20 protein-coding genes and 3 tRNA genes are annotated in these 22536 nt (G+C 43.0%); 9 read left to right on the top strand and 14 right to left on the bottom strand.

The features are described from left to right. Positions 1 to 320: 320 nt before the first annotated feature. The 9 genes from tpiA (at position 321) to F896_RS01415 (ending at position 7254) form a co-directional block, all read left to right on the top strand. A complete protein-coding gene (tpiA, locus tag F896_RS01375) occupies positions 321 to 1112 on the top strand; it encodes a triose-phosphate isomerase (RefSeq protein ID WP_016165079.1) in 792 nt (263 codons plus the stop codon). Between the two features lie 12 nt (positions 1113 to 1124). Then, positions 1125 to 1454 (top strand): preprotein translocase subunit SecG, encoded by a 330-nt coding sequence (gene secG, locus F896_RS01380; protein ID WP_004802318.1) that lies wholly within the window; start codon positions 1125 to 1127, stop codon positions 1452 to 1454. 57 nt (positions 1455 to 1511) lie between these two features. Further along, positions 1512 to 1596 (top strand) — tRNA-Leu (locus tag F896_RS01385). Between the two features lie 44 nt (positions 1597 to 1640). Beyond that, positions 1641 to 1717: transfer RNA gene (locus F896_RS01390), tRNA-Met, on the top strand. A gap of 87 nt (positions 1718 to 1804) precedes the next feature. Continuing rightward, positions 1805 to 1881: transfer RNA gene (locus F896_RS01395), tRNA-Met, on the top strand. Between the two features lie 200 nt (positions 1882 to 2081). Beyond that, entirely contained in the window at positions 2082 to 2606 is a 525-nt protein-coding gene (gene rimP / locus F896_RS01400) for a ribosome maturation factor RimP (RefSeq protein ID WP_004802320.1), read from the top strand. Positions 2607 to 2643: 37 nt separating this feature from the next. After that, complete coding sequence (gene nusA / locus F896_RS01405; RefSeq protein ID WP_004802322.1) at positions 2644 to 4128, top strand: transcription termination factor NusA; 1485 nt, start codon at positions 2644 to 2646, stop codon at positions 4126 to 4128. A gap of 10 nt (positions 4129 to 4138) precedes the next feature. Continuing rightward, entirely contained in the window at positions 4139 to 6853 is a 2715-nt protein-coding gene (gene infB, locus F896_RS01410) for a translation initiation factor IF-2 (protein WP_016165078.1), read from the top strand. Beyond that, positions 6853 to 7254 carry a ribosome-binding factor A gene (locus F896_RS01415; RefSeq protein ID WP_004774100.1) on the top strand — a complete coding sequence of 134 codons (402 nt, stop codon included), beginning with the start codon at positions 6853 to 6855 and terminating at the stop codon, positions 7252 to 7254. Before infB ends, F896_RS01415 begins: the two co-directional genes overlap by 1 nt. Before the next feature lie 51 nt (positions 7255 to 7305). On the opposite strand, the gene F896_RS01420 is transcribed toward F896_RS01415, so the two are convergent. The 14 genes from F896_RS01420 to F896_RS01485 form a co-directional block, all read right to left on the bottom strand. Then, positions 7306 to 7680 (bottom strand): Na+/H+ antiporter subunit G, encoded by a 375-nt coding sequence (locus tag F896_RS01420; RefSeq protein ID WP_004656204.1) that lies wholly within the window; start codon positions 7678 to 7680, stop codon positions 7306 to 7308. Positions 7681 to 7691: 11 nt separating this feature from the next. Continuing rightward, the gene (locus tag F896_RS01425; protein ID WP_004656203.1) at positions 7692 to 7967 is read right to left on the bottom strand and encodes a monovalent cation/H+ antiporter subunit F; all 276 of its coding nucleotides are present in this window, start codon (positions 7965 to 7967) and stop codon (positions 7692 to 7694) included. Beyond that, positions 7964 to 8491: a Na+/H+ antiporter subunit E gene (locus F896_RS01430; RefSeq protein WP_016165077.1), complete on the bottom strand. Its 528-nt coding sequence runs from the start codon at positions 8489 to 8491 to the stop codon at positions 7964 to 7966. Before F896_RS01430 ends, F896_RS01425 begins: the two co-directional genes overlap by 4 nt. Continuing rightward, on the bottom strand, positions 8491 to 10302 hold the full coding sequence (locus tag F896_RS01435; RefSeq protein ID WP_016165076.1) for a monovalent cation/H+ antiporter subunit D: 1812 nt from the start codon (positions 10300 to 10302) through the stop codon (positions 8491 to 8493). Before F896_RS01435 ends, F896_RS01430 begins: the two co-directional genes overlap by 1 nt. Continuing rightward, entirely contained in the window at positions 10302 to 10670 is a 369-nt protein-coding gene (locus tag F896_RS01440) for a Na+/H+ antiporter subunit C (protein ID WP_004656199.1), read from the bottom strand. The genes F896_RS01435 and F896_RS01440 overlap by 1 nt, the downstream gene beginning before the upstream one ends. Beyond that, on the bottom strand, positions 10663 to 13515 hold the full coding sequence (locus tag F896_RS01445) for a monovalent cation/H+ antiporter subunit A (protein WP_016165075.1): 2853 nt from the start codon (positions 13513 to 13515) through the stop codon (positions 10663 to 10665). Before F896_RS01445 ends, F896_RS01440 begins: the two co-directional genes overlap by 8 nt. Positions 13516 to 13769: 254 nt before the next feature. Next, positions 13770 to 15152, bottom strand: a complete 1383-nt coding sequence (locus F896_RS01450) for an AAA family ATPase (protein WP_016165074.1) — start codon at positions 15150 to 15152, stop codon at positions 13770 to 13772. Positions 15153 to 15176: 24 nt separating this feature from the next. Further along, complete coding sequence (locus tag F896_RS01455; RefSeq protein WP_016165073.1) at positions 15177 to 16679, bottom strand: UvrD-helicase domain-containing protein; 1503 nt, start codon at positions 16677 to 16679, stop codon at positions 15177 to 15179. A 9-nt stretch (positions 16680 to 16688) separates the two neighbouring features. Beyond that, on the bottom strand, positions 16689 to 17456 hold the full coding sequence (gene hisIE / locus F896_RS01460; protein ID WP_016165072.1) for a bifunctional phosphoribosyl-AMP cyclohydrolase/phosphoribosyl-ATP diphosphatase HisIE: 768 nt from the start codon (positions 17454 to 17456) through the stop codon (positions 16689 to 16691). Positions 17457 to 17547: 91 nt separating this feature from the next. Then, positions 17548 to 17928, bottom strand: a complete 381-nt coding sequence (locus tag F896_RS01465) for a VOC family protein (RefSeq protein WP_016165071.1) — start codon at positions 17926 to 17928, stop codon at positions 17548 to 17550. A gap of 12 nt (positions 17929 to 17940) precedes the next feature. Then, positions 17941 to 19257 carry an FAD-dependent oxidoreductase gene (locus tag F896_RS01470; protein WP_016165070.1) on the bottom strand — a complete coding sequence of 439 codons (1317 nt, stop codon included), beginning with the start codon at positions 19255 to 19257 and terminating at the stop codon, positions 17941 to 17943. A gap of 132 nt (positions 19258 to 19389) precedes the next feature. Further along, positions 19390 to 19989 (bottom strand): cytochrome b, encoded by a 600-nt coding sequence (locus tag F896_RS01475; protein WP_016165069.1) that lies wholly within the window; start codon positions 19987 to 19989, stop codon positions 19390 to 19392. A gap of 240 nt (positions 19990 to 20229) precedes the next feature. After that, complete coding sequence (locus F896_RS01480) at positions 20230 to 21849, bottom strand: ABC1 kinase family protein (protein WP_016165068.1); 1620 nt, start codon at positions 21847 to 21849, stop codon at positions 20230 to 20232. 12 nt (positions 21850 to 21861) lie between these two features. Continuing rightward, on the bottom strand, positions 21862 to 22533 hold the full coding sequence (locus F896_RS01485; RefSeq protein ID WP_016165067.1) for a ubiquinone biosynthesis accessory factor UbiJ: 672 nt from the start codon (positions 22531 to 22533) through the stop codon (positions 21862 to 21864). Positions 22534 to 22536: the final 3 nt, after the last annotated feature.

Genomic DNA, 22536 nt, shown 5'->3' with positions numbered 1-22536 from the left:
CTTTTGTTATGCAAAAATACTACTACAGAAAGTGTTGTTTTTGCCTTGATTCATAGCGAAAACTTTGAACTGATCGAGTTTTTTGCAAATTAATTTTCTTTAATTGAATCAAATCTTGTCAATAATCAAATCAATTCAATTGTGGCAAGCTTTAAATTTTACACTGAACCACCATAATATTATGACGGTAGAATAGCAATTTTTACTGATCTTCATGATTTTTAGTCATTTGTATACCAGTAAAAGAAAAAACTGAATTTTATAAAAATCCGTGTAAAATATGCAGCATTTTTGAGAAATTAACAGTGGGTGGGCGAAGTATGTCGAACTCGAGCATTACTCCTTGGGTTGTTGGCAATTGGAAAATGAATCCAATGCATGCGAATGCTTTCCAATTAGTAGAAGAATTTAAACAGTTATTACAACAGGAAGATATTGCAGCTGAGCAATGTCATATTGGTGTTGCGCCAACTGCAATCGCGTTAAGCGGCATTCAGACACAATTTAAAGATGCAACGAGAACGATTTATACTGTTGCGCAAGATGTTTCTCGTGTAGCAGGTACAGGTGCTTTTACGGGTGAAGTCAGTGCTGAACTGTTAAAAGACAGTGGCATTGAATTTGTTTTAATTGGGCATTCTGAACGTCGTGAATTGTTTGGCGATGATGTCGAAATTTTAAAAGCCAAATTACAAAATGCATTAAGTGCTGGTTTGACTGTCATTTATTGCGTGGGCGAAAGCTTGGAGCAGCGTGAACAGGGTGCAGCAGAACAAGTGGTATTACAACAAATTTGTGATATGGCAGCTGTAGTAAAAACTGAACAATGGCAAAATATTGTGATAGCGTATGAGCCGATTTGGGCAATCGGAACAGGGAAGACAGCTTCTCCAGCTGATGCTCAAGCGATGCATGCAAAAATTCGTGAAGGTTTGAAGCAAATCACAACATTCGGTGCAGAGATGGCAATCCTCTATGGTGGCAGTGTCAAAGCCGAGAATGCAGTTGAATTAGCGGCATGTCCAGATATTAATGGTGCTTTGGTCGGTGGTGCATCTTTAAATGCACAATCGTTTTACCAAATTGCTAAAGCATTTGCACAAAGCAAATAACGAGGAATTGAAATGTATAGTTTTATACTCGTTGTACATATCATTTTAGCAATTTTAATTATTGCTTTGGTTCTGGTACAACAAGGTAAAGGTGCGGAAGCAGGAGCATCATTTGGTGGTGGCGGTGCTGCTACCGTTTTTGGTGCCTCAGGTGCAGGTAACTTTTTAACTCGTTTAACTGCGATTTTTACCGCATTGTTCTTTGTCACTAGTTTAACGCTCGCTGTATTTGCTAAAAAACAGACGACAGATGCGTATAGTTTAAAAACTGTTCAGACATCGACATCTGCACCAGCAACATCGCCTGAAACTTCACCAACTGCACCAAAAACAACTGAATAAGTTGAATTAGCACTTTCCTTTTTGCGTTTAAGGGAATAGAATGCGTCCCACAATACTGCGGTGGTGGTGGAATTGGTAGACACGCTACCTTGAGGTGGTAGTGCTTTCGGGCGTGGGGGTTCAAGTCCCCCCTTCCGCACCAAGCTTAATAACCAGTAAGTTTGGTGTGTGCAGTGTTTGTATTGTTGCGGGATGGAGCAGTCTGGTAGCTCGTCGGGCTCATAACCCGAAGGTCGTTGGTTCAAATCCAGCTCCCGCTACCATTTGATTAAGGTGCAACTTAATCAAGCAAATGTGAAAAAACTTAAATTGACTTTTTTTCATATTTGTATATAATTTTTGCACGTTGATGCGGGATGGAGCAGTCTGGTAGCTCGTCGGGCTCATAACCCGAAGGTCGTTGGTTCAAATCCAGCTCCCGCTACCAAGTTTCTAAAAGAGGCTCACAATAAGGTGGGCCTTTTTGCACAGTGGGCTTTGCTTTTCTGTGTAACATAGGGGCGATTTACGCCCTTTTTTATTGGTTGTTTAGCTATATCGTGTAGTTGTTCGACATCAATTGGTCAAATAGTCGTGCTTCACTATACGGTTAAGATTGATTGGCTCGTATGAGAGCGACGAGAGTAAATGAAATTATCAAATAAATCTCAAGCATTGCATGATCTAATTGCGCCAGCTGTAGCTGCGTGCGGTGTAGATTTGTGGGGAATTGAATTCCTGCCACAAGGGAAACGTTCTTTATTACGCATTTATATTGATAAAGCGGTCGATGAGAATGTTGAACCTGTCTTAACAGAAGATGGTGAAGTTGAACTCGGGCGTGGTATTGGTGTTCAAGATTGTGTCTTAGTGACGCAACAAGTGGGTGCAATGCTTGATGTTCATGATCCAATTTCGGGTGAATATGCTTTAGAAGTTTCTTCACCAGGTTGGGATCGTCCATTTTTCCAATTGAACCAACTGCCTGCATATATCGGGCAACAAGTGGCTTTACGATTAATTGCTGCTGTCGAGAACCGTCGTAAATTCCAAGCCAAATTGCTTTCTGTAGACTTAGAAAATGAAATGATTCAAGTCGAAGTTGAAGGTAATCATGTGCTTGAAATTGATAGTAATAATATTGATAAAGCAAATTTAATCTATCAAGACTAATATTAACTTAATTTTATAAGAAATCGGTAGGTGACTTATGGGCCGCGAAATTCTTACCGTTGCAGAAACGGTTAGTAATGAAAAAGGTGTTAGTCGTGAAGCGATCTTCCAAGCGTTAGAGCAAGCACTTGTTGCGGCAACGAAGAAAAAGTTTTACGAAGGCACACGTTCAGAAGAAGCTCAACTTCGTGTTGAGATTGATCGTAAAACGGGTGATTACCGTACTTTCCGTCAATGGACTGTGGTTGCGGATGAAGATCATGAAATGCCAGCATGCCAAGACGCGATTTCTGATTTAGACCCTGCTCAGTGGTCAATCGGTGACGTGCGTGAGTTGGAAGTTGAATCAATTGAATTCGGTCGTATTGCCGCACAAATTGCAAAACAGGTAATCGTACAAAAGATTCGTGAAGCAGAACGCGCACTAGTTGCGGATGCTTATGAGTCTAAAGTCGGTGAGTTGATCTACGGTGAAGTGAAAAAGCAAACGAAAGATGGCTTTATCATTGATCTGGGCGACAACGCCGAAGCTTATTTAGCGCGTGAAGAAACCATTCACAAAGAAATTTTACGTCCTAAACAACGTATCAATGCGATTTTGTATAATGTGAATCGTGAGGGTCGTGGCGCGCAATTATTATTGTCTCGTGCACGCCCTGAAATGCTGATTGCATTGATGAAAAAAGAAATTCCAGAAATTTCTGAAGAAATTATCGAAATTAAAGCGGCTGCTCGTCAACCAGGTGTTCGTGCTAAAATTGCAGTGAAAACCAATGATCATCGTATTGACCCAGTGGGTGCATGTATTGGTATGCGTGGTACACGTATCCAAGCGGTGCAACAAGAGTTGAACGGTGAGCGTATTGATGTGGTGGTGTGGTCTGATGACCCGGCGCAATATATTGCAAGTGCATTAGAGCCAGCTGATGTATCAGGTATTGTTTTGGATGAAGATGCACGTAGTGCTGATATTATCTTTGCAACCAATGATCAGTTAGCGCGTGCAATTGGTTCGCAAGGACAAAATGTTCGTTTAGCATCGGAATTGACGGGTTATAAACTCGACATGATGTTAGAAGAAGAGTATCGTGCTCGTCAGCAAAATGAAGCACAACAATATTTAGATATGTTTGTTACACGTCTGGATATTGAGGAAGACTTGGCAATGGCATTGGTAGAAATGGGCTTTACTTCACTCGAAGAGATTGCTTATGTACCAGCTGAAACATTCGACGAAATTGAGCTTGAAGCGGATTTAGTTGAACTGTTACAAAGTCGTGCGAAAGAAGCTGCTTTGACGGATGCATTGAAACAGCAAGAAAATATTCAAGAGCCAAGTGCAGAACTTCTCGGTATGGAAGGTATGACGACTGAGATTGCGTATGCATTGGCGGCGCGTGGTGTGGTTACTGTTGATGATTTGGCAGACCAAGCAACTGATGATATCTCTGATATCGAAGGTTTAGGTCATGACAAAGCGGGTCAGTTAATCATGAAAGCACGTGAATCATGGTTTAACTAGGAGATAATAGATGACGGACAAGTCGATTCAAGAGTTAGCGCTCAGCGTAGAACGTCCTGTAGAGAAACTCCTAGAGCAGGTTCGCGAAGCAGGTCTACCACAGCGTAAAGCAGATGACATTATTACCACTGAACAGCAAGATACTTTGGTCAATCACTTGAAAAAAGTACATGGTCAGGAAAGTGGTAACACAGGAAAAATTGCGTTGAAACGTAAAACAACGAGTACTGCTAAAGTTACAAGTACTTCAGGTAAAGCAAAAAGCATTAATGTTGAAGTTCGTAAGAAACAAGTTTTTGCTAAACCAAATCCAGAATTACTTGCAGCTGAAGCAAAAGCACGTGTAGAAGCAGATGCAAAAGTACGTGCCGAGCAAAAAGTACGTAATGATGCTGAGCAAACTGCACGTCATACGGCTGAACAAAAAGCCAATGCAACTTTAGAAGCCATGCGTGCAGCGCATACTTCTGATAATGCGGCTCAAGCACCAGCAAAAACAGCTGTTGTGGTGAAAAAGCGTAATAGCGACAAGGTGATTAAAGCCCCAGTTATTCGCCCAACAGAAACACCAGAGCAAAAAAGAGCACGTGAAGAGCAAACTGCTCAGTTGAAAGCGACTGAAGAAGCAGTACGTCGTAAAGCAGCTGAAGAAGCTCAGCAACGTACACTTGAGCAAATGCGTCAGATGGCATCAAAATATTCAAATGATGATGCGACTGCTACGATTCGTGTGATTGATGATTCGCCTTTAGCTGCTGGTCTTGTTGGCCAAGCGTATGAAGATTCCTTTAATAAGGAAGATCGTGAAATCAAACGTGGTGGTGCAACTGCAAATCCACGTGCTGGTAAGAAAGGCGGTCGTGGTGGCGATGCTCAATCTGAACAAAGTTTTAGCAAGAGTCATCATAAGCGTGGCTTGAAAACCAGCCAAGCAAATAAGCATGGTTTTGAAAAACCTGTGAAAAAACAGGTTTATGATGTAGAGATCGGTGAGAAAATCATTGTTGCTGATCTTGCACAGAAAATGGCAGTTAAAGTTCGTGAAGTGATCAAGACCCTCATGAAAATGGGTGAGCTTGTGACTCAGAACCAAGCCATTGATCAAGATACTGCTGTACTTGTGGTTGAAGAATTGGGTCACAATCCAGTTTTAGTATCTGATACGCAAGCCGAAGATAACTTATTGGTTGCTGCTGAAGAAGCACGTGGTGAGCAAACAACTCGTCCTCCAGTTGTAACGATCATGGGTCACGTTGACCATGGTAAAACATCGTTACTGGATCGTATCCGTCGCTCTAAAGTGGCTGCGGGTGAAGCGGGTGGTATTACTCAGCATATTGGTGCTTATCACGTTGAAACTGAGAAAGGTATTATTACCTTCCTAGATACACCAGGACATGCTGCGTTTACATCAATGCGTGCACGTGGTGCAAAAGCGACTGATATCGTGGTTCTTGTTGTTGCTGCTGATGATGGTGTTATGCCGCAAACAGCTGAAGCAATTGACCATGCGCGTGCTGCAGGTACGCCGATTATTGTTGCCATCAACAAGATGGATAAAGAATCAGCTGATGTAGACCGCGTATTAAACGAATTGACCACCAAAGGTATCGTACCGGAAGAGTGGGGCGGTGATGTGCCAATTGCCAAAGTATCAGCACACTCTGGTGCAGGTATCGATGGCTTACTTGATCTCATCTTGATCCAAGCTGAATTGATGGAGCTTAAAGCTTCAGCTGAAGGTGCGGCACAAGGTGTTGTAATCGAAGCACGTGTAGACAAAGGTCGCGGTGCAGTAACGTCAATTCTGGTACAAAACGGTACATTGAACATTGGTGACTTGGTTCTTGCAGGTTCATCTTATGGCCGTGTTCGTGCGATGGTTGATGAAAATGGTCAACGTATTACTTCTGCAGGTCCTTCGATTCCAGTTGAAATCTTAGGTTTACCTGATGCGCCAATGGCGGGTGATGAAGTTCTTGTCGTCAATGATGAGAAGAAAGCACGTGAAGTTGCTGATGCTCGTTCTGACCGTGAACGTCATAAACGTCTAGAGCGTGCGAGTGCAATGCGTCTTGAGAACATCATGGCATCTATGGGTAAAAAAGATATTCCTTATGTGAATGTTGTACTCAAAACTGATGTACGTGGTACTTTGGAAGCGTTACATGTTGCGCTTGATGAGCTTTCTACTGATGAAGTTAAGGTCCGTGTAATCGGTTCTGGTGTTGGTGCGATCACCGAGTCAGATGTCACTTTAGCTGAGTCTTCAGAAGCAGTATTATTAGGTTTCAACGTACGTGCGGATAACACTGCTCGTCAAAAATCTGATCAAGATGGTATCGACATTCGTTACTACAGCGTTATTTATCACTTGATTGATGATGTTAAAGCTGCAATGAGCGGTAAGCTTGCACCTGAACATCGTGAAACCATCTTGGGTGTTGCTGAAGTACGTGAAGTATTCCATTCAAGTAAATTTGGTGCAGCAGCGGGCTGTATGGTACTTGAAGGTGTATTGCATCGTAACAAGCCAATTCGCGTATTACGTGATGATGTGGTTGTGTTCCAAGGCGAGCTTGAATCTCTTCGTCGTTATAAAGAAGTGGTTGAAGAAGTTCGTGCTGGTATGGAATGTGGCCTTGCAGTTAAGGGTTATAAAGACATCAAAGCACAAGATAAGATCGAAGTGTATGATGTTCAATTGATTAAACGGAGTCTTTAATGGCGGGTAGCCAACGCTTAAAGCGCATGGCGGACTCAGTACAACGTGAATTGTCTGAGCTTATCCGTCAGGAGCTTAAAGATCCACGTCTGGGTGGTCTTGTGACCATCTCAGCCGTGAAAGTCAGTGCAGATATGGGATATGCTGAAGTATATGTCACTGTAATGGGCCGTGAACTGGGCGATGACCAAAGTGAAGCAGCAAATAAAGAAACTTTAGATGTATTGAATAAAGCATCTGGTTTCTTGCGTCATGAATTGAGTCGTCGTATCAAGACACGTATTACGCCAAGATTGCGTTTCCATTACGATAAGACCAATGCTTATGGTAACTATATGTTTGGTCTGATTGCTGAAGCTGTGAAGGATTTACCTGAACAAGAGCAAGACGAACAAAAGTAAATACACATAAAAAAGCCACCTTCGGGTGGCTTTTTTATTGCTAGCTTTAAATTAATCTTTTTTCAACGGATTGCGACGGTAACGTTGCCAAGGCAGTGGGCGATTTAAAGCTTCTGGTACATCACCACTGGTTGAGCGTAAGCGTAAATGAATTGCTGCTTGCGCCATCAAATTTGCTGATACCGGTGCCGTGATAAAGGCAAATAAGGTTATCAGTAACTCAGCAAAACCAAAACGACCATGCATCGCTGCAAAAATCATGGCTGCGATCAGAAAGCTACCAAGGCCTAAAGTACTGGATTTGGTCGGCGCATGCAGGCGCATAAATAAGTCGGGTAGGCGGATCATGCCAATCGAACCGATCAGCATAAAGAACGCACCAAACACCACAAAAAATGAAACCACAATCTCAAGAATCAGTTGCATGGCATTGCTCCTTAATCAATTACATGGCCCGTTGTAAAATAACGGGCAAGTGCAGCAGTGGAAACAAAGCCAAGCATGGCAACCAAAAGTGCGCCTTCAAATAAATTGGTGCTGACCCAATAGATGCCTAAGACCACGATCAGACAAGTGGCATTCAAAAATAAGGTATCTAGTGCCAAGAGTCGATCAATCACTGAGGGGCCTGCAATTAGGCGAATCAAACACAGAAACATGGAGATCGTGATGGCAATTAAACCGATACCCAATGCATAAGGCAAAATGGTCATTTATTTGCTCCCTCTGTAATTTTGACATCAAAGATTTCGATTAAAGGCCTTTCATAGCGTTTTTTGATCTCTTGGATATCGAGTTCAGTATTATCTGAACTCAATGCATGTACCAGAATATCGCCACGCTCTTGATCAATCCCTGCTGAGACTGTACCGGGCGTTGTGGTGATAATCATTGCGAGTAAGGTATTTACTTGTTCATGTTCGGTTTCCAGTGGCACGCGATACCATTTAGGGTGAAGCGCATCCATAGGTCCAAGTACCATTTTGGCAACACGAAAATTAGAAATCACAATATCCCACAAGACGACCAAAATCAGCTTTATTGTAGGAATCCAATGAATGTGTGGTGTTCTAGCAATAAATGGGCTGACTAAACGTGCAATCAGAACAGCTAAAATCAGTGCCATTAAAATGTCAGTCAGATCGAGACTATGTGCCAGCATTAACCAGCTCAAAAAAATCAGAACAGACACAAATGGATGTGGGAACCAACGCTCAAGCAAAGATAGTTTTTGCATTAGTGATCCTCCATTGGTTTTAGCTGAGTCGCATTTGGAATCGTTGGTGCTTCTAAGACTTGCTCAGCAATTTGACGCTGCTTATATTCAGAAATATGTTCACCTTGAAGTGTTGGCTTCGAGATAATATCTGGAATAAGTAGTGCATTATGATCTTCAACCTCGCCACCATATTTGGTTTCAGGTAAATAACTTGGATCATAAGGCTGTACGCTAATTGGGCGACCTTGTGCATCATGTTTTAGAATCGTTTGGTTATAAAGCGCGTGATTCTGAATTTGCTGTGCTGTCGCAAGCGTATAGTTCTGAATCGGTGCAGCGCAAACCACATAAAGCATTAATGCACCAAGTAAAATATAGATCGCAGTATCATTACGCTTCGGCGCAAGCTCAGGCAAGGCTTGATATTCAGCATAAGCCGCTTCTTTATGATCTTCTTCTGGTGGTGTTGCGCGCCAGAATAAAATAAAGCCAACGCGTGTCATGGCAATGATGCTGAGCAAGCTCACAATCAGGATCACTGCGATGATCCAGCCTTGATACGGTGTCTCGGCGGTGGCTTGCAAGATGAAGACTTTACCAAGGAAACCGCTGAATGGTGGTAAACCTGCCATCATCAAGGCAATAGTAAAGTAAGTAAAAGCAGCTGCTTTTTCCTGTTTGATTCGCGGTGCAACTTTTAAATGATCTTTAAACGCGCCACGTTGCGAGGTCATCCAACCACAGAATAAATAGAAAGCTGCTGCGATCAAGGTACTGTGAACTAAATAATACAGCGCTGCGGCCCATGCCTGTGTATTGAACATGGCAATTGAAATCAGCAGCGTACCAATCGATGACAACACCATGAAACCAACAAAACGGCGTAAGCGTTCAGCGCCAATTGCACCAATCACACCATAAAGGGAAGTCACCAAGCCAATGATCAATAAGCAGTTCTTGAAAATGCTTTGTGCCATGGCATCATCAAAGACCGTACCATTGACACGCAAGATGGCATAAATACCCACTTTGGTCATAATGGTAAAAATCGCAGCGACAGGTGTACTTGCAACCGCATAGGTTTTAGGCAACCAGAAGCCAACCGGCAACATCGCGGCTTTAATGCCAAATACTACAAAGAGCAGTAGTCCACCTGCAACGGCAAGTTTGTGCTGATCGCCATCTAAGCTTGATACCAGACGACCGACATCAACCATATTCAAGCTGCCGACACTGCCATAAATCATGCCTAGACCAATCAGGAACAGGGCAGAGGCTAGCAAGTTAATCGTGACGTAATGCACCCCAAGTTGAAAACGTGGACGACCTTGACCGTGCAATAACAGCACATAGGAAGCCATCAACAGGATTTCAAAGAATACGAATAAGTTGAATAAGTCGCCTGTCAGGAACGCACCCGTGATTCCCATGAGCAAGAAATGCACCATGGTATGGAAGTAACGCCCACGCGTATCCCAGTTCTCGCTGGCATACCAGATCACGGGTACTGCAAGAATATAGGTCAGGACCAACATAAAAGCAGATAAGCGATCAAGGACTAAGACAATCCCAAATGGCGCCGACCATTCGCTGAGTTGATAAACCGTAATTTGACCTGTGCTGGCAATACTCAGATAACTGATTGCCGTGATTAAGCCCAAAACTGCCGAAGCAATACTAATCCCGCGACGCCAAGGTTGACGCCAATCTTGCTTTAAAGAACCTGAACCTGGATTGCCCAATAACACCAGAATAAAACTGGTGAATGCTGGAATTAAGATACTGATAATTGGAGCGTGAGCGTGCCAGAAACTATAAAAATCAAACATTATGGCTCATCCTCACGTGGGTCATAAGTCAAGGTGGGTTCTTCTTTAGAGTCGACATGGTCTGTACCAGATTCATAACGACTGCGTAAGGCAAGTTGCACGATAAAGGCAGTAGTGGCAAAGCCAATCACAATCGCCGTCAATACCAGTGCCTGAGGGAGTGGATCGGTCACTTTGGTGGCCTGAGTCAACACGGCCGGTGCATTGATTTGCAGGCGGCCCATTGCAAACAAGAACAGATTCACGGCATAACCAATCATGGCTAAACCAAGAACTACGGGAAATGTTCTTGCACGTAGAATTAAATAAATGCCAGTTGCGGTAAGTAAGCCAATCCCTGAAGCGAGTAAAAATTCAATACTAATCATTTTGTTTACCTCCATTTGGGATTGGACCTGACATACTGGAGTGACGAGAGTCTCCGAGGACTGAGATCAGCAACATAGCCGCCCCAACAACGGTAATGTAGACACCTGTGTCAAATGCGACTGCTGAGGCAAGATGCATTTTTCCAAGCAAGGGTGCTTCAACATAGATATGTGCACTGGTCAAGAATGGTCGAGCCCAGAACCAAGCGACGATGCCAGTTAGGCCTGCGATGGTTAAACCTGCGCCAATCCATAATTCATATAGACGACCAGACTTGGCTTTAATCATTTGTTCGGTTTGGTCTTGTCCCAATACGATGTATTGAATGATTAACGCCATTGAGGTGATTAAACCAGCAATAAAGCCACCACCAGGTAAATTATGTCCACGCATGAAGATATAGACACTCACGACCAAGGCAAGCGGTAAAATCCAAGATGCTGTGATACGGAACATCAATGGTGAAGGGTTAAAACGATAAGATAGACCTTGTGTCATGGTGGTACCATGCGCACGCATACCATCCATCAGACAAAGTGCACCAATCGCAGCAATACCCAATACGGTGATTTCACCGAAAGTATCGAATCCACGGAAGTCCACGAGAATAACGTTTACTACGTTTGAACCACCACCCAACGGAATCGCCTGTTGTAAAAAGAACCATGAGATTGAATTGTGATCGCGGGTTAACAGCAACCAAGCAATCCAACCAATACCTAAACCACCTGCAATGGCAAGGCTGGCATCTCGCCAACGACGTGAACGACTCGATTCATACGGGGTAAGCTGTGGTAGTAAAGACAAACTCATTAATAGTAAAACAGTGGTGACCACATCAACCGTAATTTGGGTCAATGCCAAGTCAGGTGCAGATAAGCTGACGAATACCATCGTCACCACTAGACCGACTGCACCACTGATCAATACCGCTTTGATACGTTCATGATGGAACCAGAGCATCATCCAGCAACCAGAGAACAGTGTGAGCCAGAGTACGATTGCAACCCAAGGTGCATGGGTCAGTTCACGTGTGCCTGTGGTTAAACCTTGGTTGAATAGCGGTAAGCCCACCATAATGATGCTAAACAAAACAATCCAGAGGATATAGCTTTGCAAAGAACCATTTTCGGTCTTTTGTTTAATCTTGCGGCTGATGAGTAATAAATTTTTTAAGAATAGATCAAACAGAATCTTGCCTTGGAATTTTCCAAGATAAGGATCTAAGTCGATTTTACGAATGCGACCCTCTTTTGCTAGTGCAAAGTAGAAGATTGACCCACCGATTAGGGCAATTAGACTCATGATCAGGGGGGCGTTAATGCCATGCCAAATCGCAAGATGAACGCCTTCAAATTCAGGCTGTGCCAAACTTGCACGAGTGACGCTGTTGACCATTGTCCCTGCAAATAGGGCAGGGAGGATACCGACCAAAATACAGAGTGTTGCCAAAATAATGGCGGGTAAGCGCATGCCTAAATGTGGTTCGTGTGCATCTTTATTCGGTACGTGTTTGCCAATCGGGCCATCAAAAAACACCCCATGAACGAGACGAATTGAATAACTGACTGCGAAAATACCGGCTAGTGTTGCGACAATAGCTGAAATCACCATCACTGGACCAGACAAGTTTGCCAATAACTCGGTAAAGAACATTTCTTTCGAGATAAAGCCATTGGTCAGTGGTACACCCGCCATTGAGGCAGCGGTGATCATGGTGAGGGTGCCTGTAAATGGAAGTAGTTGCCAGATGCCACTGAGCTTGCGTAAATCGCGTGTGCCAGTTTCATGATCAATAATCCCTGCAATCATGAACAATGCCGCTTTAAAGGTGGCATGGTTGATGATGTGGAAAATTGCGGCAGCTACAGCTAGCGGAGAACCAATACCGAGTAAACATACGATTAAGCCTAAATGACTAATCGTTGAATAAGCCAAAAGCCCTTTCAGATCTTCTTTGAAAATCGCAAAACCAGCGGCCATACAGAAGGTAAATAAACCAACAAAAGTCACGATGTTGTGATACAGCGCAGCACCAATAAAAATAGGAGCTAAACGCGCCAATAAGAAAATCCCTGCTTTTACCATTGTTGCCGAGTGCAGATAAGCGGACACTGGTGTTGGTGCCGCCATCGCATTTGGTAACCAAAAATGGAAGGGGAACTGAGCACTTTTGGTAAATGCACCTAATAGGATCAGTAGCAACGCTGGAACAAACAGCGCATGTTGCTGAATGGTATCTTTCATTAATACCAATTCATCAATCTGATAGGTTCCGGTGATTTGTCCAATTAGCACAAAACCACCCAACATGGCCAAACCGCCCATACCTGTGATGGTTAAAGCCATACGTGCGCCACGTTGGGCGGCCTCATACTGACTCCAGTAACCAACAAGCAGGAATGAAGAAATACTGGTAAGTTCCCAAAAAACTAAGAGAATAATTAAGTTGTTTGAGAGAGAAATCCCCAGCATGGCTGCCATAAACAGCATTAATAATTGGTAGAGTTTACTCAGAGAATTCTTAGGGCTGAGATAGTAATAGGCATAAATATAAATCAGCGTGCCGATACCGCTAATCAGTAAACCAAACAATAAACCTAATGCATCTAGGCGAAAACTCAGATTAATTCCAAGCTGTGGAAGCCAGTCCCAGCTTTGTTGCAGGGTATTGCCCTGTAGAACCGTTTCTGCCTGAGTCAAAAGTAAAATAAAACAACTAAGGCTGATGCCAATCGCCCCAAGTGCCGTCACGCCACGCGAAATACGCTGTAATTGTGAGACAAGGGTGGTGCCGAGTATGAGCGGTAATAAGATAATAATCGGTAGCACACTGGTATCCATGTCGATGATTTAGGTCGAAGACCTAAGGGGTGAATTTTCTTTCAAGACTTACAGGCACTCAAAGAGAATACCAAAAACTTTAAATCTTGAAGCCCAATCAAGTTAACGGAGGCAGCAAGTTGTATTGCACAACTTGAAAATAAAAAATACGGTTTATTTTACTATAAAATATCAACAAAAATCTGATGTTATTACATGAAACAAACAACATCATTTGATTGATAATATTTCAATTTCTGTATTGTGATACGCCTTTATAAGGGTGTTTCTTGGGGTGTATCATCAATCTTGAGTAGGTTGAGTAAATTGCTCTTTTCTTGCTCATTTAATTCCTGAATTTGCTGAAATAAATCATCGACTTTATTGCTTAAAGGGTCTGCTTGCAGCAAGCTTTGGGGTTGGGTTACGAGAGCGGCTTCGGTTTGTGTTAACTCATGGTATAGATTTGAAAGCTGTTGTTGAGACGTGGCGAGGTTGAGTTGGTAAACCCCGTGTTGATCTAGTTTTAAGCATTGATAATGTAGTGCATGCTCAAGTAACGCATCGCGATTGCCTGTGACAATGATCTGTAAGCGTGGAAAAGCCTGATGCAAGCGCTCTAATATTTCTGCACAGTGATTCTGATCAAGTTGATGGTCAACTTGATCAATCAGCAAAATCCCCTCACCTTCTAAACATGGATCAAAGCAATGCTGATTCAGCAAGCACAGCCGACGACTGATGTCTCCAACTAATGCAATCCAGGTTTTGACTGAAGCAGACAACTGTTGAAAAGGAATTAACTGATCGTGATAGCGCACCATTAATTGTAACTTCGGCACATACTGAATATAAATATCGCTTAATTCAGGGAAAACCGTATGTAAGCTGTTTTTCAAGGCATAAAGATTGGGTGCAGAGAGTTGTTTTGGATGATTAATCAGTTCTTGTTGTAATTCCTGTAATATTTCAGATTGGTTGTGCTGATTAAAATCATTGCCCATCAGGCGCCTAACGATATGGGCTGAATGTGCATTTTCGACATCGCTGATTTCACGTAGCCACTCAAAAAAACGTGCAAAAGTAGTATAGGGCACAGCAGTTAAATCGTAGGCCGAAATTTCCTGTAATGTCCCTGGGGTATTTTTGCTTTGTAAATTGATGTCTTGGACAAAACGTTCGGCAGGATAATAAGCAATCAATGGAAGCCCGAATAAAGGGTCTTGCAGTCCTGTTTTTTGATACAGTGTGACCATTTGATCAAGCTGTTGAGTCTCTACTTGACTGATACCAACACTCTGACTATTAAATGTTTTATAGAGTTTCCATGTGCAGGTTTGTGTGTCGGTTTGTTGTGATGAACTACTTTCAGTCAACGTGCTGCCAAGTTCACTGCTCATGCGAACCTGAATTTGAATTTTTGCCTGTAAGCGATTCAGCATAATATCTTGATCAGCAATCACCACACCTGCAGTACGAATATCCTTGTAGCGCGCAGAAAACCAAGTCAGGCTTTGATAGATATTTTTTAAAATGGTACTTTTGCCTGTGGCTTGATCACCAAGAATCAGGCTAATAGGATATTGCTCAGGTTGAAATTCGAGATTTAAATCCCGAAACATCCCGATGTGTTTAAAGAGAACCGATTCAAGTTGCATAAGCTGACCTCAATCATAAGCGCTTTAACCTGCTGACTGACGAAGACTTGAGGGGGCGCACCGTTTTAATTGTTGTATTAAGTCGTATAAATGATGAATATTTAAACTTACTTTAGCACGCGTGCAGGCCACGTAAAGTAGTCTTAGCTCTTCATCTGTAATTTTATGTTCTAGTCCATTTATTTTAAATTGGTAATCGTCTTCGATATGCACACGATTCCATTCCAGACCTTTGGCTTTATGTGCAGTTGAAATTACATAATCAGCCTGTTCAATTGGTGTGATTTTTGCCAGTGCCTTCTTAAGTGGATCGGTACCATGATCATCAACTAGCTTAACTAAGGGCTTGATATCACTACCATCATTAGTTTCACAATATTCGTGTACATCATGCCAAGAGTTAAACCAAGCCAGCTCAGGAACATCGGTAATCCGTTTACCCTGTTTCAATAAACTTGCAGCATCGACAAAACGACTCAGTTTCTGCTGGTCAGCTTGTAAGCCGACTTTATCACCATTGACGAGACCTGAAAGTAATAACTCCATTGCACGGGCGTTAGTCCGACATAGAATCGCATCGCGCATCTTGGTATGTGGTTTATTCACCACGCTTGATTTTTGGTTTGGATTGCCAAGTAGGGGCACGGTTTCATTTAATGCGCCAAGCAAACTGTTAGCGACATCTGCAATGGCATCGCCAAAACGGAAAGAGGTGGTTAAACGACTTTCAGGCAATGGCATTTGCTGCATGGCATTGATTGCTCCACGCCATGCGTAAATTTGCTGGTGTGCATCACCGACATAAATGACTTGAGTACTTTTTTGACGCAGTAAAATACCAAGCATCAATGGATCGGCATCCTGTGCTTCATCAAATAACACATAATCCGCGGGAATATTAGGTTCCGATAAAGCCCAAAGCTTTAAGTAGATATCGTGTCCAATACCAGCTTGATGATTTGGATCAATTGATTCGAGCCAACGGCGTTCTACAGCAGGATAAAGATGTTGTTGTAAGGCTTCAATGTCATCCAGATGTAACCAGCTCGGTGCCTGAATATGCCGAGGAGCTGGATACTGTGAACTGGTAGAACAGAAGTAGCTCACGGCATTGGCAACTAAGCTAGCCAAACGACTCGGCATCAGAACATATTTTTCATAACGCCCACCCATGAGACGACGTAGCGTAATGGGTTCCAGTCGATATTCTTTGGCAATGAAACTTGGGCTTAAGCGCGGTAAGCGTAATTTGTCGGTCACACCACGTGGTGCACTACGAAAGGCCAGTGAGTGAAAAGTTCGACAGTTCACATTGCTGTGAAACTTATTTTGTGCTTCAGAAGCGATGGCTTTGTTAAATGCCAAGTACATACCACGCCGTTCAGGCGTGGCATCGCTAATCATTTGCAGTGTGGTAGTTTTACCTGTGCCAGCATAGGCAATCACTTTAAATGATTGACCAAGACGAGCATTGTCTATGGCAATGGCTTGCTCATAGGTGGCTTTGGGTTTCTCTATATTTGACACAGGCTCTGATTACGCTTCTTGACTGCGGTTGGCTTTTTCAACTAAACCTGATAAACCTTGACGACGTGCGAGTTCATCTAGCACTACTTGTGGGTCAAGATCGAAATAACCCAACATCACAATACTATGGAACCATAAGTCTGCGACTTCATAAATAAGATCGTGTTTATTTTCCAGCGAAGCAAGCACGGCATAATCTTTCGCAGCGATGATACTTTCAATACTTTCTTCGCCGACTTTTTCTGAAATTTTATTGATGCCTTTTTTATATAGGCTAGCGATATAGGAACTATCAGATTCAGCTGTCTTACGCTCTTGCATTAAGCGGCCTAAGTAGCTGAGTACATCGACTTGTTCACTTTGACCGTGATCATGTGCTTCGGTTTTTGCCGCTGCGCCATAAATAGCCGTTGGATCTTTGAGTTGGGCGTCAACAATTTCCCAGCCTTGTGGGGTCAGTTTACGATAGAAACAAGACTCACGACCAGTATGGCAGGCAATGCCGCCATGCTGTTCAATTTGTAGAATAATTACGTCGGCATCGCAATCGAGACGAATTTCATGCACGGTTTGAAAATGCCCAGACTCTTCGCCTTTATGCCAGAGTTTTTGACGTGAACGTGAGTAATACACCGCCTGATTTTTTTCAGCCGTCAGTTGTAAAGCTTCTCGGTTCATCCACGCAACCATTAACACTCGACCAGTTTGATGATGTTGTGCAATGGCAGGAACAAGACCATTGGAATCAAATTTAACTTCATCTAACCAGTTTGACATGAGTGAAAATCCATTGAGTGGAGAGCAGCTAGTGTAGCGGTTGTGGCAAGGGTTGGCTATGCTTGTTGGGTAAAAAGTCAGGGATAGAGCGTTAAAGGTAGTTCGAAATTTCAATCAGGTTTTGATCGGGATCTCGTAAATAAACCGATAAAATTTTACCCATTGCTCCTGTTCTTTCGATTGGACCTTCAATGATGTCAATGTTCTGCGCTTGAAGATGGGCAATGACCTTATCTAATGAGGTTTCGGCAATAAAACATAAATCTGCTGAACCAGCAGTTGGGCGAAGTGCTTTAGGTTCAAACTCTTTGCCTAGCTGATGTAGATTGATTTTTTGATGACCAAATTGCAGCGCTTTGCGGTTTTCAGCAAAAGTGATCACTTCAAAATTCAGAGCAGATTGATAAAACTGACAGGTGATTTCAATATCGGCTACAGTTAACACCAAATGATCTAAATGACGAATTTTCATATTAAGCCGCTCTTATTCATATTCAGGTAGAGATTCAGTTTTAGCATTGAAAACCTGATCTTTCTTAGCATATTGCGCCACCTGTTGATAATCAAGTTGCTGAAAGAGTCCTGTTTTTAAGCCTGAAATAGTGATTGCCATTTCTTTACGGAAATAGGGGATTTGATACATCCATGGAAAGGTCAGGTCGCGTATACCGCCAGCCCACCAATGATTAGATTGATACAGTGGCGTGAGTAGACGACTCAGGAACTGATAGAACTGGGTCGAAGAACGACGCTGTTGATGATAATGTTGCCATAACATCGTCCAGTCAATCTGCTGATGTTTTTGTGCAGCTTGCACCGATTGTGAAAAGGCCCATGCATCCAACAAAGCCATATTCGCTCCTTGTCCCAATTGTGGACTCATGGCATGGGCAGCATCACCGATCACCCCGATTCGTCCTTGCCCAAATTGAGACATCACCACATCCCGATATTGCGCAGATAGCCAGTGGGGTTGATGTTGTTGATTCGATAACAGTTGTTTGAGCCACTCCGCAACATCAGGCCAGCGATCTGACACTTGCTTTAACCATTGCTGTTTAGCTGATTCATCTGTTAAGAATGATTGAAGTTGTGAGCTTGGCAAACTCCAGAACACACTGGAAAGTCGTTGTTGCGGTGCAGTTGGGATTGCACCTGTAGGTAATATACCCATCATGATTTTAGAGCGGTCATAGAACTGATGCAGGATTGCAGGATCGAGTGTTGGACATTCAGGCACGATACTCCATGCCGCTCCCCATGGATAAGCCTGATTAACTTTTACCCATGCCTGCGGGCGCAATTGGCTACGTGCACCATTGGCAATCAGTACTGCATCAAAACAGTCGTCAAATGGGTGCTGCTGATATACACCAAATAATCGAACTTCGTTCGGTTGTTCCTCAATCCGTTCAATACTATGGCTCATTCGCCATGTTACTTGGCTGGCATATTCAGCCAGTTTGTGGGTTAGTACATGACATAAGGTGGCGCGATGAATTCCGAGACCATAGAGATTATGGCCTGCCTGATGATAATGACTATTCACCAGCAGTCTTTTATTGGGAAGTTGGCCTTCCAGTCCTGTAACTTTGGCACCCAACTGTAAAGCATGCTCAAGCACACCTAAATGTTCAAAGACTGCTAAGCCTGCAGGTTGCAGCAGTAAACCCGCACCGACAGGAGAGAGCTCATCCACTTGTTCAAAAATAGTGACATGATTGCCTGTGCGTGCAAGCAGAATTGCGGTTGCCAATCCTGCTGTGCCTGCACCAACAATGGCGAAATGAGGTGTTTTCATTCTTTGTTCTTTTAAAGTGTTTATAGATCAGTCAGTCATGATCTTAACTGATCTCGGTGATTTTTTTAAATGAAATCTATCACGATACAAGGCCCATGATAATCACTGGTATTGAGTGAACGTCAGATTGAATTATTTTAAATGATCTTTGCCTGTGGTCATTTTGATCAGGGTACGATCTTTCTTGATATAGTGATGATAAAGTGCTGCACCTGCATGTCCTAAAATCAGTATCCAGATCAGCCATTTTCCAAGAATCTGCTTATGAATAAAATCAATCGGTTTCTCGAACTGTTCAAAACTTAGGCCCATACCTTGTGCCACCCAGCTTTGGAACAAGGAAGTGTGTTCAAATTTAGGAATCTCAAACAAAAAGAAAAACTCAGTATTGACGCCTGTACCTAAATAACCTGTGAGTGGGGCAATGATCATAATGGCATAGAGAGCAAAATGTCCTGCATGGGCCGCAAAGGTTGCCAAGGGGCTGGCGGGTTCTAATCGGGGCTGTGGATTGCTCAAACGCCAGATAATGCGCAGGATAATAATCACGGCAATGCTGATACCGACAGAAAGGTGAAGTTGTAAAGCAGTCCAGTTCTCAGCTGTTCCTTTTTCGGTAAACCACTGGCGGTAGTAAACACTACAGTAAGCAAGTAAAAACAGGATTGCTGTTGACCAATGCAGCCATTTCGCAATTGAACCATAGTTATTGATGCTATTTCTTAAACTCACGCCTCTCTTCCTTTAAAATCTGTGTTGATGCACCTCAATGTTAAGTCGATGATCGTCTATCTGCTTAAGGATGAAAAGCCTTTGCCTAATGTGGTCGGAAATCTTGCCTAAAATGTTATTGCTCTGCCGGAATTTAAGAAAGTGCTTAAATGGGCAAAAGGGCTAGCTAAAAATGTTGCAGTTGCATAGAAACAAAGGCCGTATCGATGGATACGGCCTTTGAGGTGTATATCTGCTTATTTATTTAGCAATGCGCCACAGTGCAATTAAGCTACTCAGTACAATCAGAATGACTGAGATAAACCATGGGCTAATAATCGCGATGGTCAACAAAATTAGCATCGTGCTACCAAATATCCAGCTACGACGTTGCTGCTGTTGCATTTGTAAGCGCATTTGTTGAATTTCACGCAGTTGTTTGTCATGCCAAGCGGATTGGTTTTTTAGACCATTTAAGCTGTCAATCAATAAGCCTGGAATATCTTGGGCGCCGAGTAATAGGTCTGGAATCTGCTGTCCCAGCTCTTTCACGTTTTTGACGGGGTTCATATTGGCTTTGACCCATTCCGTCAGAATCGGCTTTGCCAGTTTCCAGATATCCAGTTGAGGATAGAGATCAGTCCCTAGACCTTCAACGTGTACCAGTGTTTTGAGCAATAACATCAATTGCGGTGGAATTTCTAAATGGAAGCGGCGAGCAATATCCATCACTTGGATCAAAATGCCTGCAAAATCGAGTTGATCCATCGGTTTGGATACCATTGGGCCAACTGTACGGCGCATTTCGCGTGATAACGCATCTTGATCTGTGCCTGGTGGAATCCAACCTGCTTGATGCACAATTTGAATCAATTGCATGAAGTTACTGTTCATCACCGCCAGTAGCATACGTGCAATCGTCATTTGATCGTGCTTAGACAATTCACCCATAATGGCACAGTCCAACGCGATAAAGCGTGGATTGCTTGGGTTAATGGTCTCGACAAAGACATTGCCTGGATGCATATCGGCATGGAAGAAGTTGTCACGGAACACTTGGGTGAAGAAAATGGTTAAGCCTTTTTCAGCCAGATCAGCACGATCCATACCTAAACGATCAAAGGTAGCAATATCCGAAATTGGGACACCTGTGATGCGTTCAGCCACCATCACGTCTTTACTGTCCATATAGACTTCTGGCACGTACATCATGCTTGAGCCAGTAAAATAGTGACGCATACGGCGGGTATTGTCTGCTTCAAGACTTAAATCAAGCTCATTTAAGATGATTTGACGATAATCTTGAATAATTTCTGATAAATGCAGGGCGCGCGCTGCTTCTAAACGATTTTCTAACCAATCGCCAAGCCAAGCCAGAATCTCAAAATCTTGTAAAATCTGACTGCGAATATCGGGACGAGTAACTTTAACGACAACTTCACGACCATCATGCAAAGCCGCTGTATGCACTTGAGCAATCGAGGCTGCGGCAAGCGGTTGCTCATCAAAACGTGAGAATAAGGTTGATACATCTGCTTTGAGTGATTCTTGAATGCGCTGTTTTGCTAGCTGAGTGTCATACGGTTTGACGCGATCTTGCAATAACACCAGTTGTGATAATACTTCAGGCGGAATCAAATCACGACGCGTAGACAGCAATTGGCCGAGCTTAATTGCTAAGGGCCCCATATCCTCTAGGGCTTCTTTCAGCTTAAGCGGATTCTTTTTCTCGCGACTCGACCAAGCCGCAGGATGCGTTTTAATCAGGCTTAGTGCATGACGAGCTTTTACTGGTAATTCTTCCGCAGGGAACAAGGTATCAAGGCGATAGTGTGCTGCAATACGCCAGAGTTCGAGTAACCGTGTAACATGCGGAATCATATAAAGTCTTACCTAGTCTTGTGTGGATGGATTGAATTGAGTATTGAGTTGTTGAAGTTTTGCCTGTAGACGATCAAGCTCTTGATTGAGTTGACGTGTCTCTCGATTGAGATCGTCCATCTGCCAACGTGGGGCAAATAAACCACTATCTTCTTTTAAGGCATCTTCAACAAAAAATAAATGACTTTGTAGTGAGCGTTTCAAATGCTTGGGTGCAAGTTGAATTTTACCCAGCTCATGTGCCAATTGAGGGCCAATCCATGGAGATAAATGCGCTGCCAGATCAGGCTCAGCCTGCTGCATAATTTTTTGAATATCTTGCAATAAGTGATAGTCACCTTGCAGTGGGATATTACCAATTTGATCCATATCACTGAGCAATAATTTAACCAGCTCAACTAGATTTTCAACATGGAGTGTTGCAGTTGCATCCGTAATTTTATCTTGAGGATCAAACGGGCGTTGTTCAAAAATAGAAGAAGTTTGACTCTGTCCCGTCACGGTCGGTTCTAGGCGAACTCTATTTTCATCAAAAAACACATCAACCGAGAGTTGTGGACTATTGATCACAACACGTAATAATTGACCTTGTAACTGATTGATTTGAATACGGGTAATCGCATCCAAATCAATCACATGATGAATGATACGTTCGACTGCACCGAGTGCTAAAATCGACCACATATC

The organism is Acinetobacter genomosp. 15BJ, from assembly GCF_000400715.1.
Classification (GTDB): domain Bacteria; phylum Pseudomonadota; class Gammaproteobacteria; order Pseudomonadales; family Moraxellaceae; genus Acinetobacter.
This window is presented reverse-complemented; position numbering and strand designations above follow the sequence as displayed.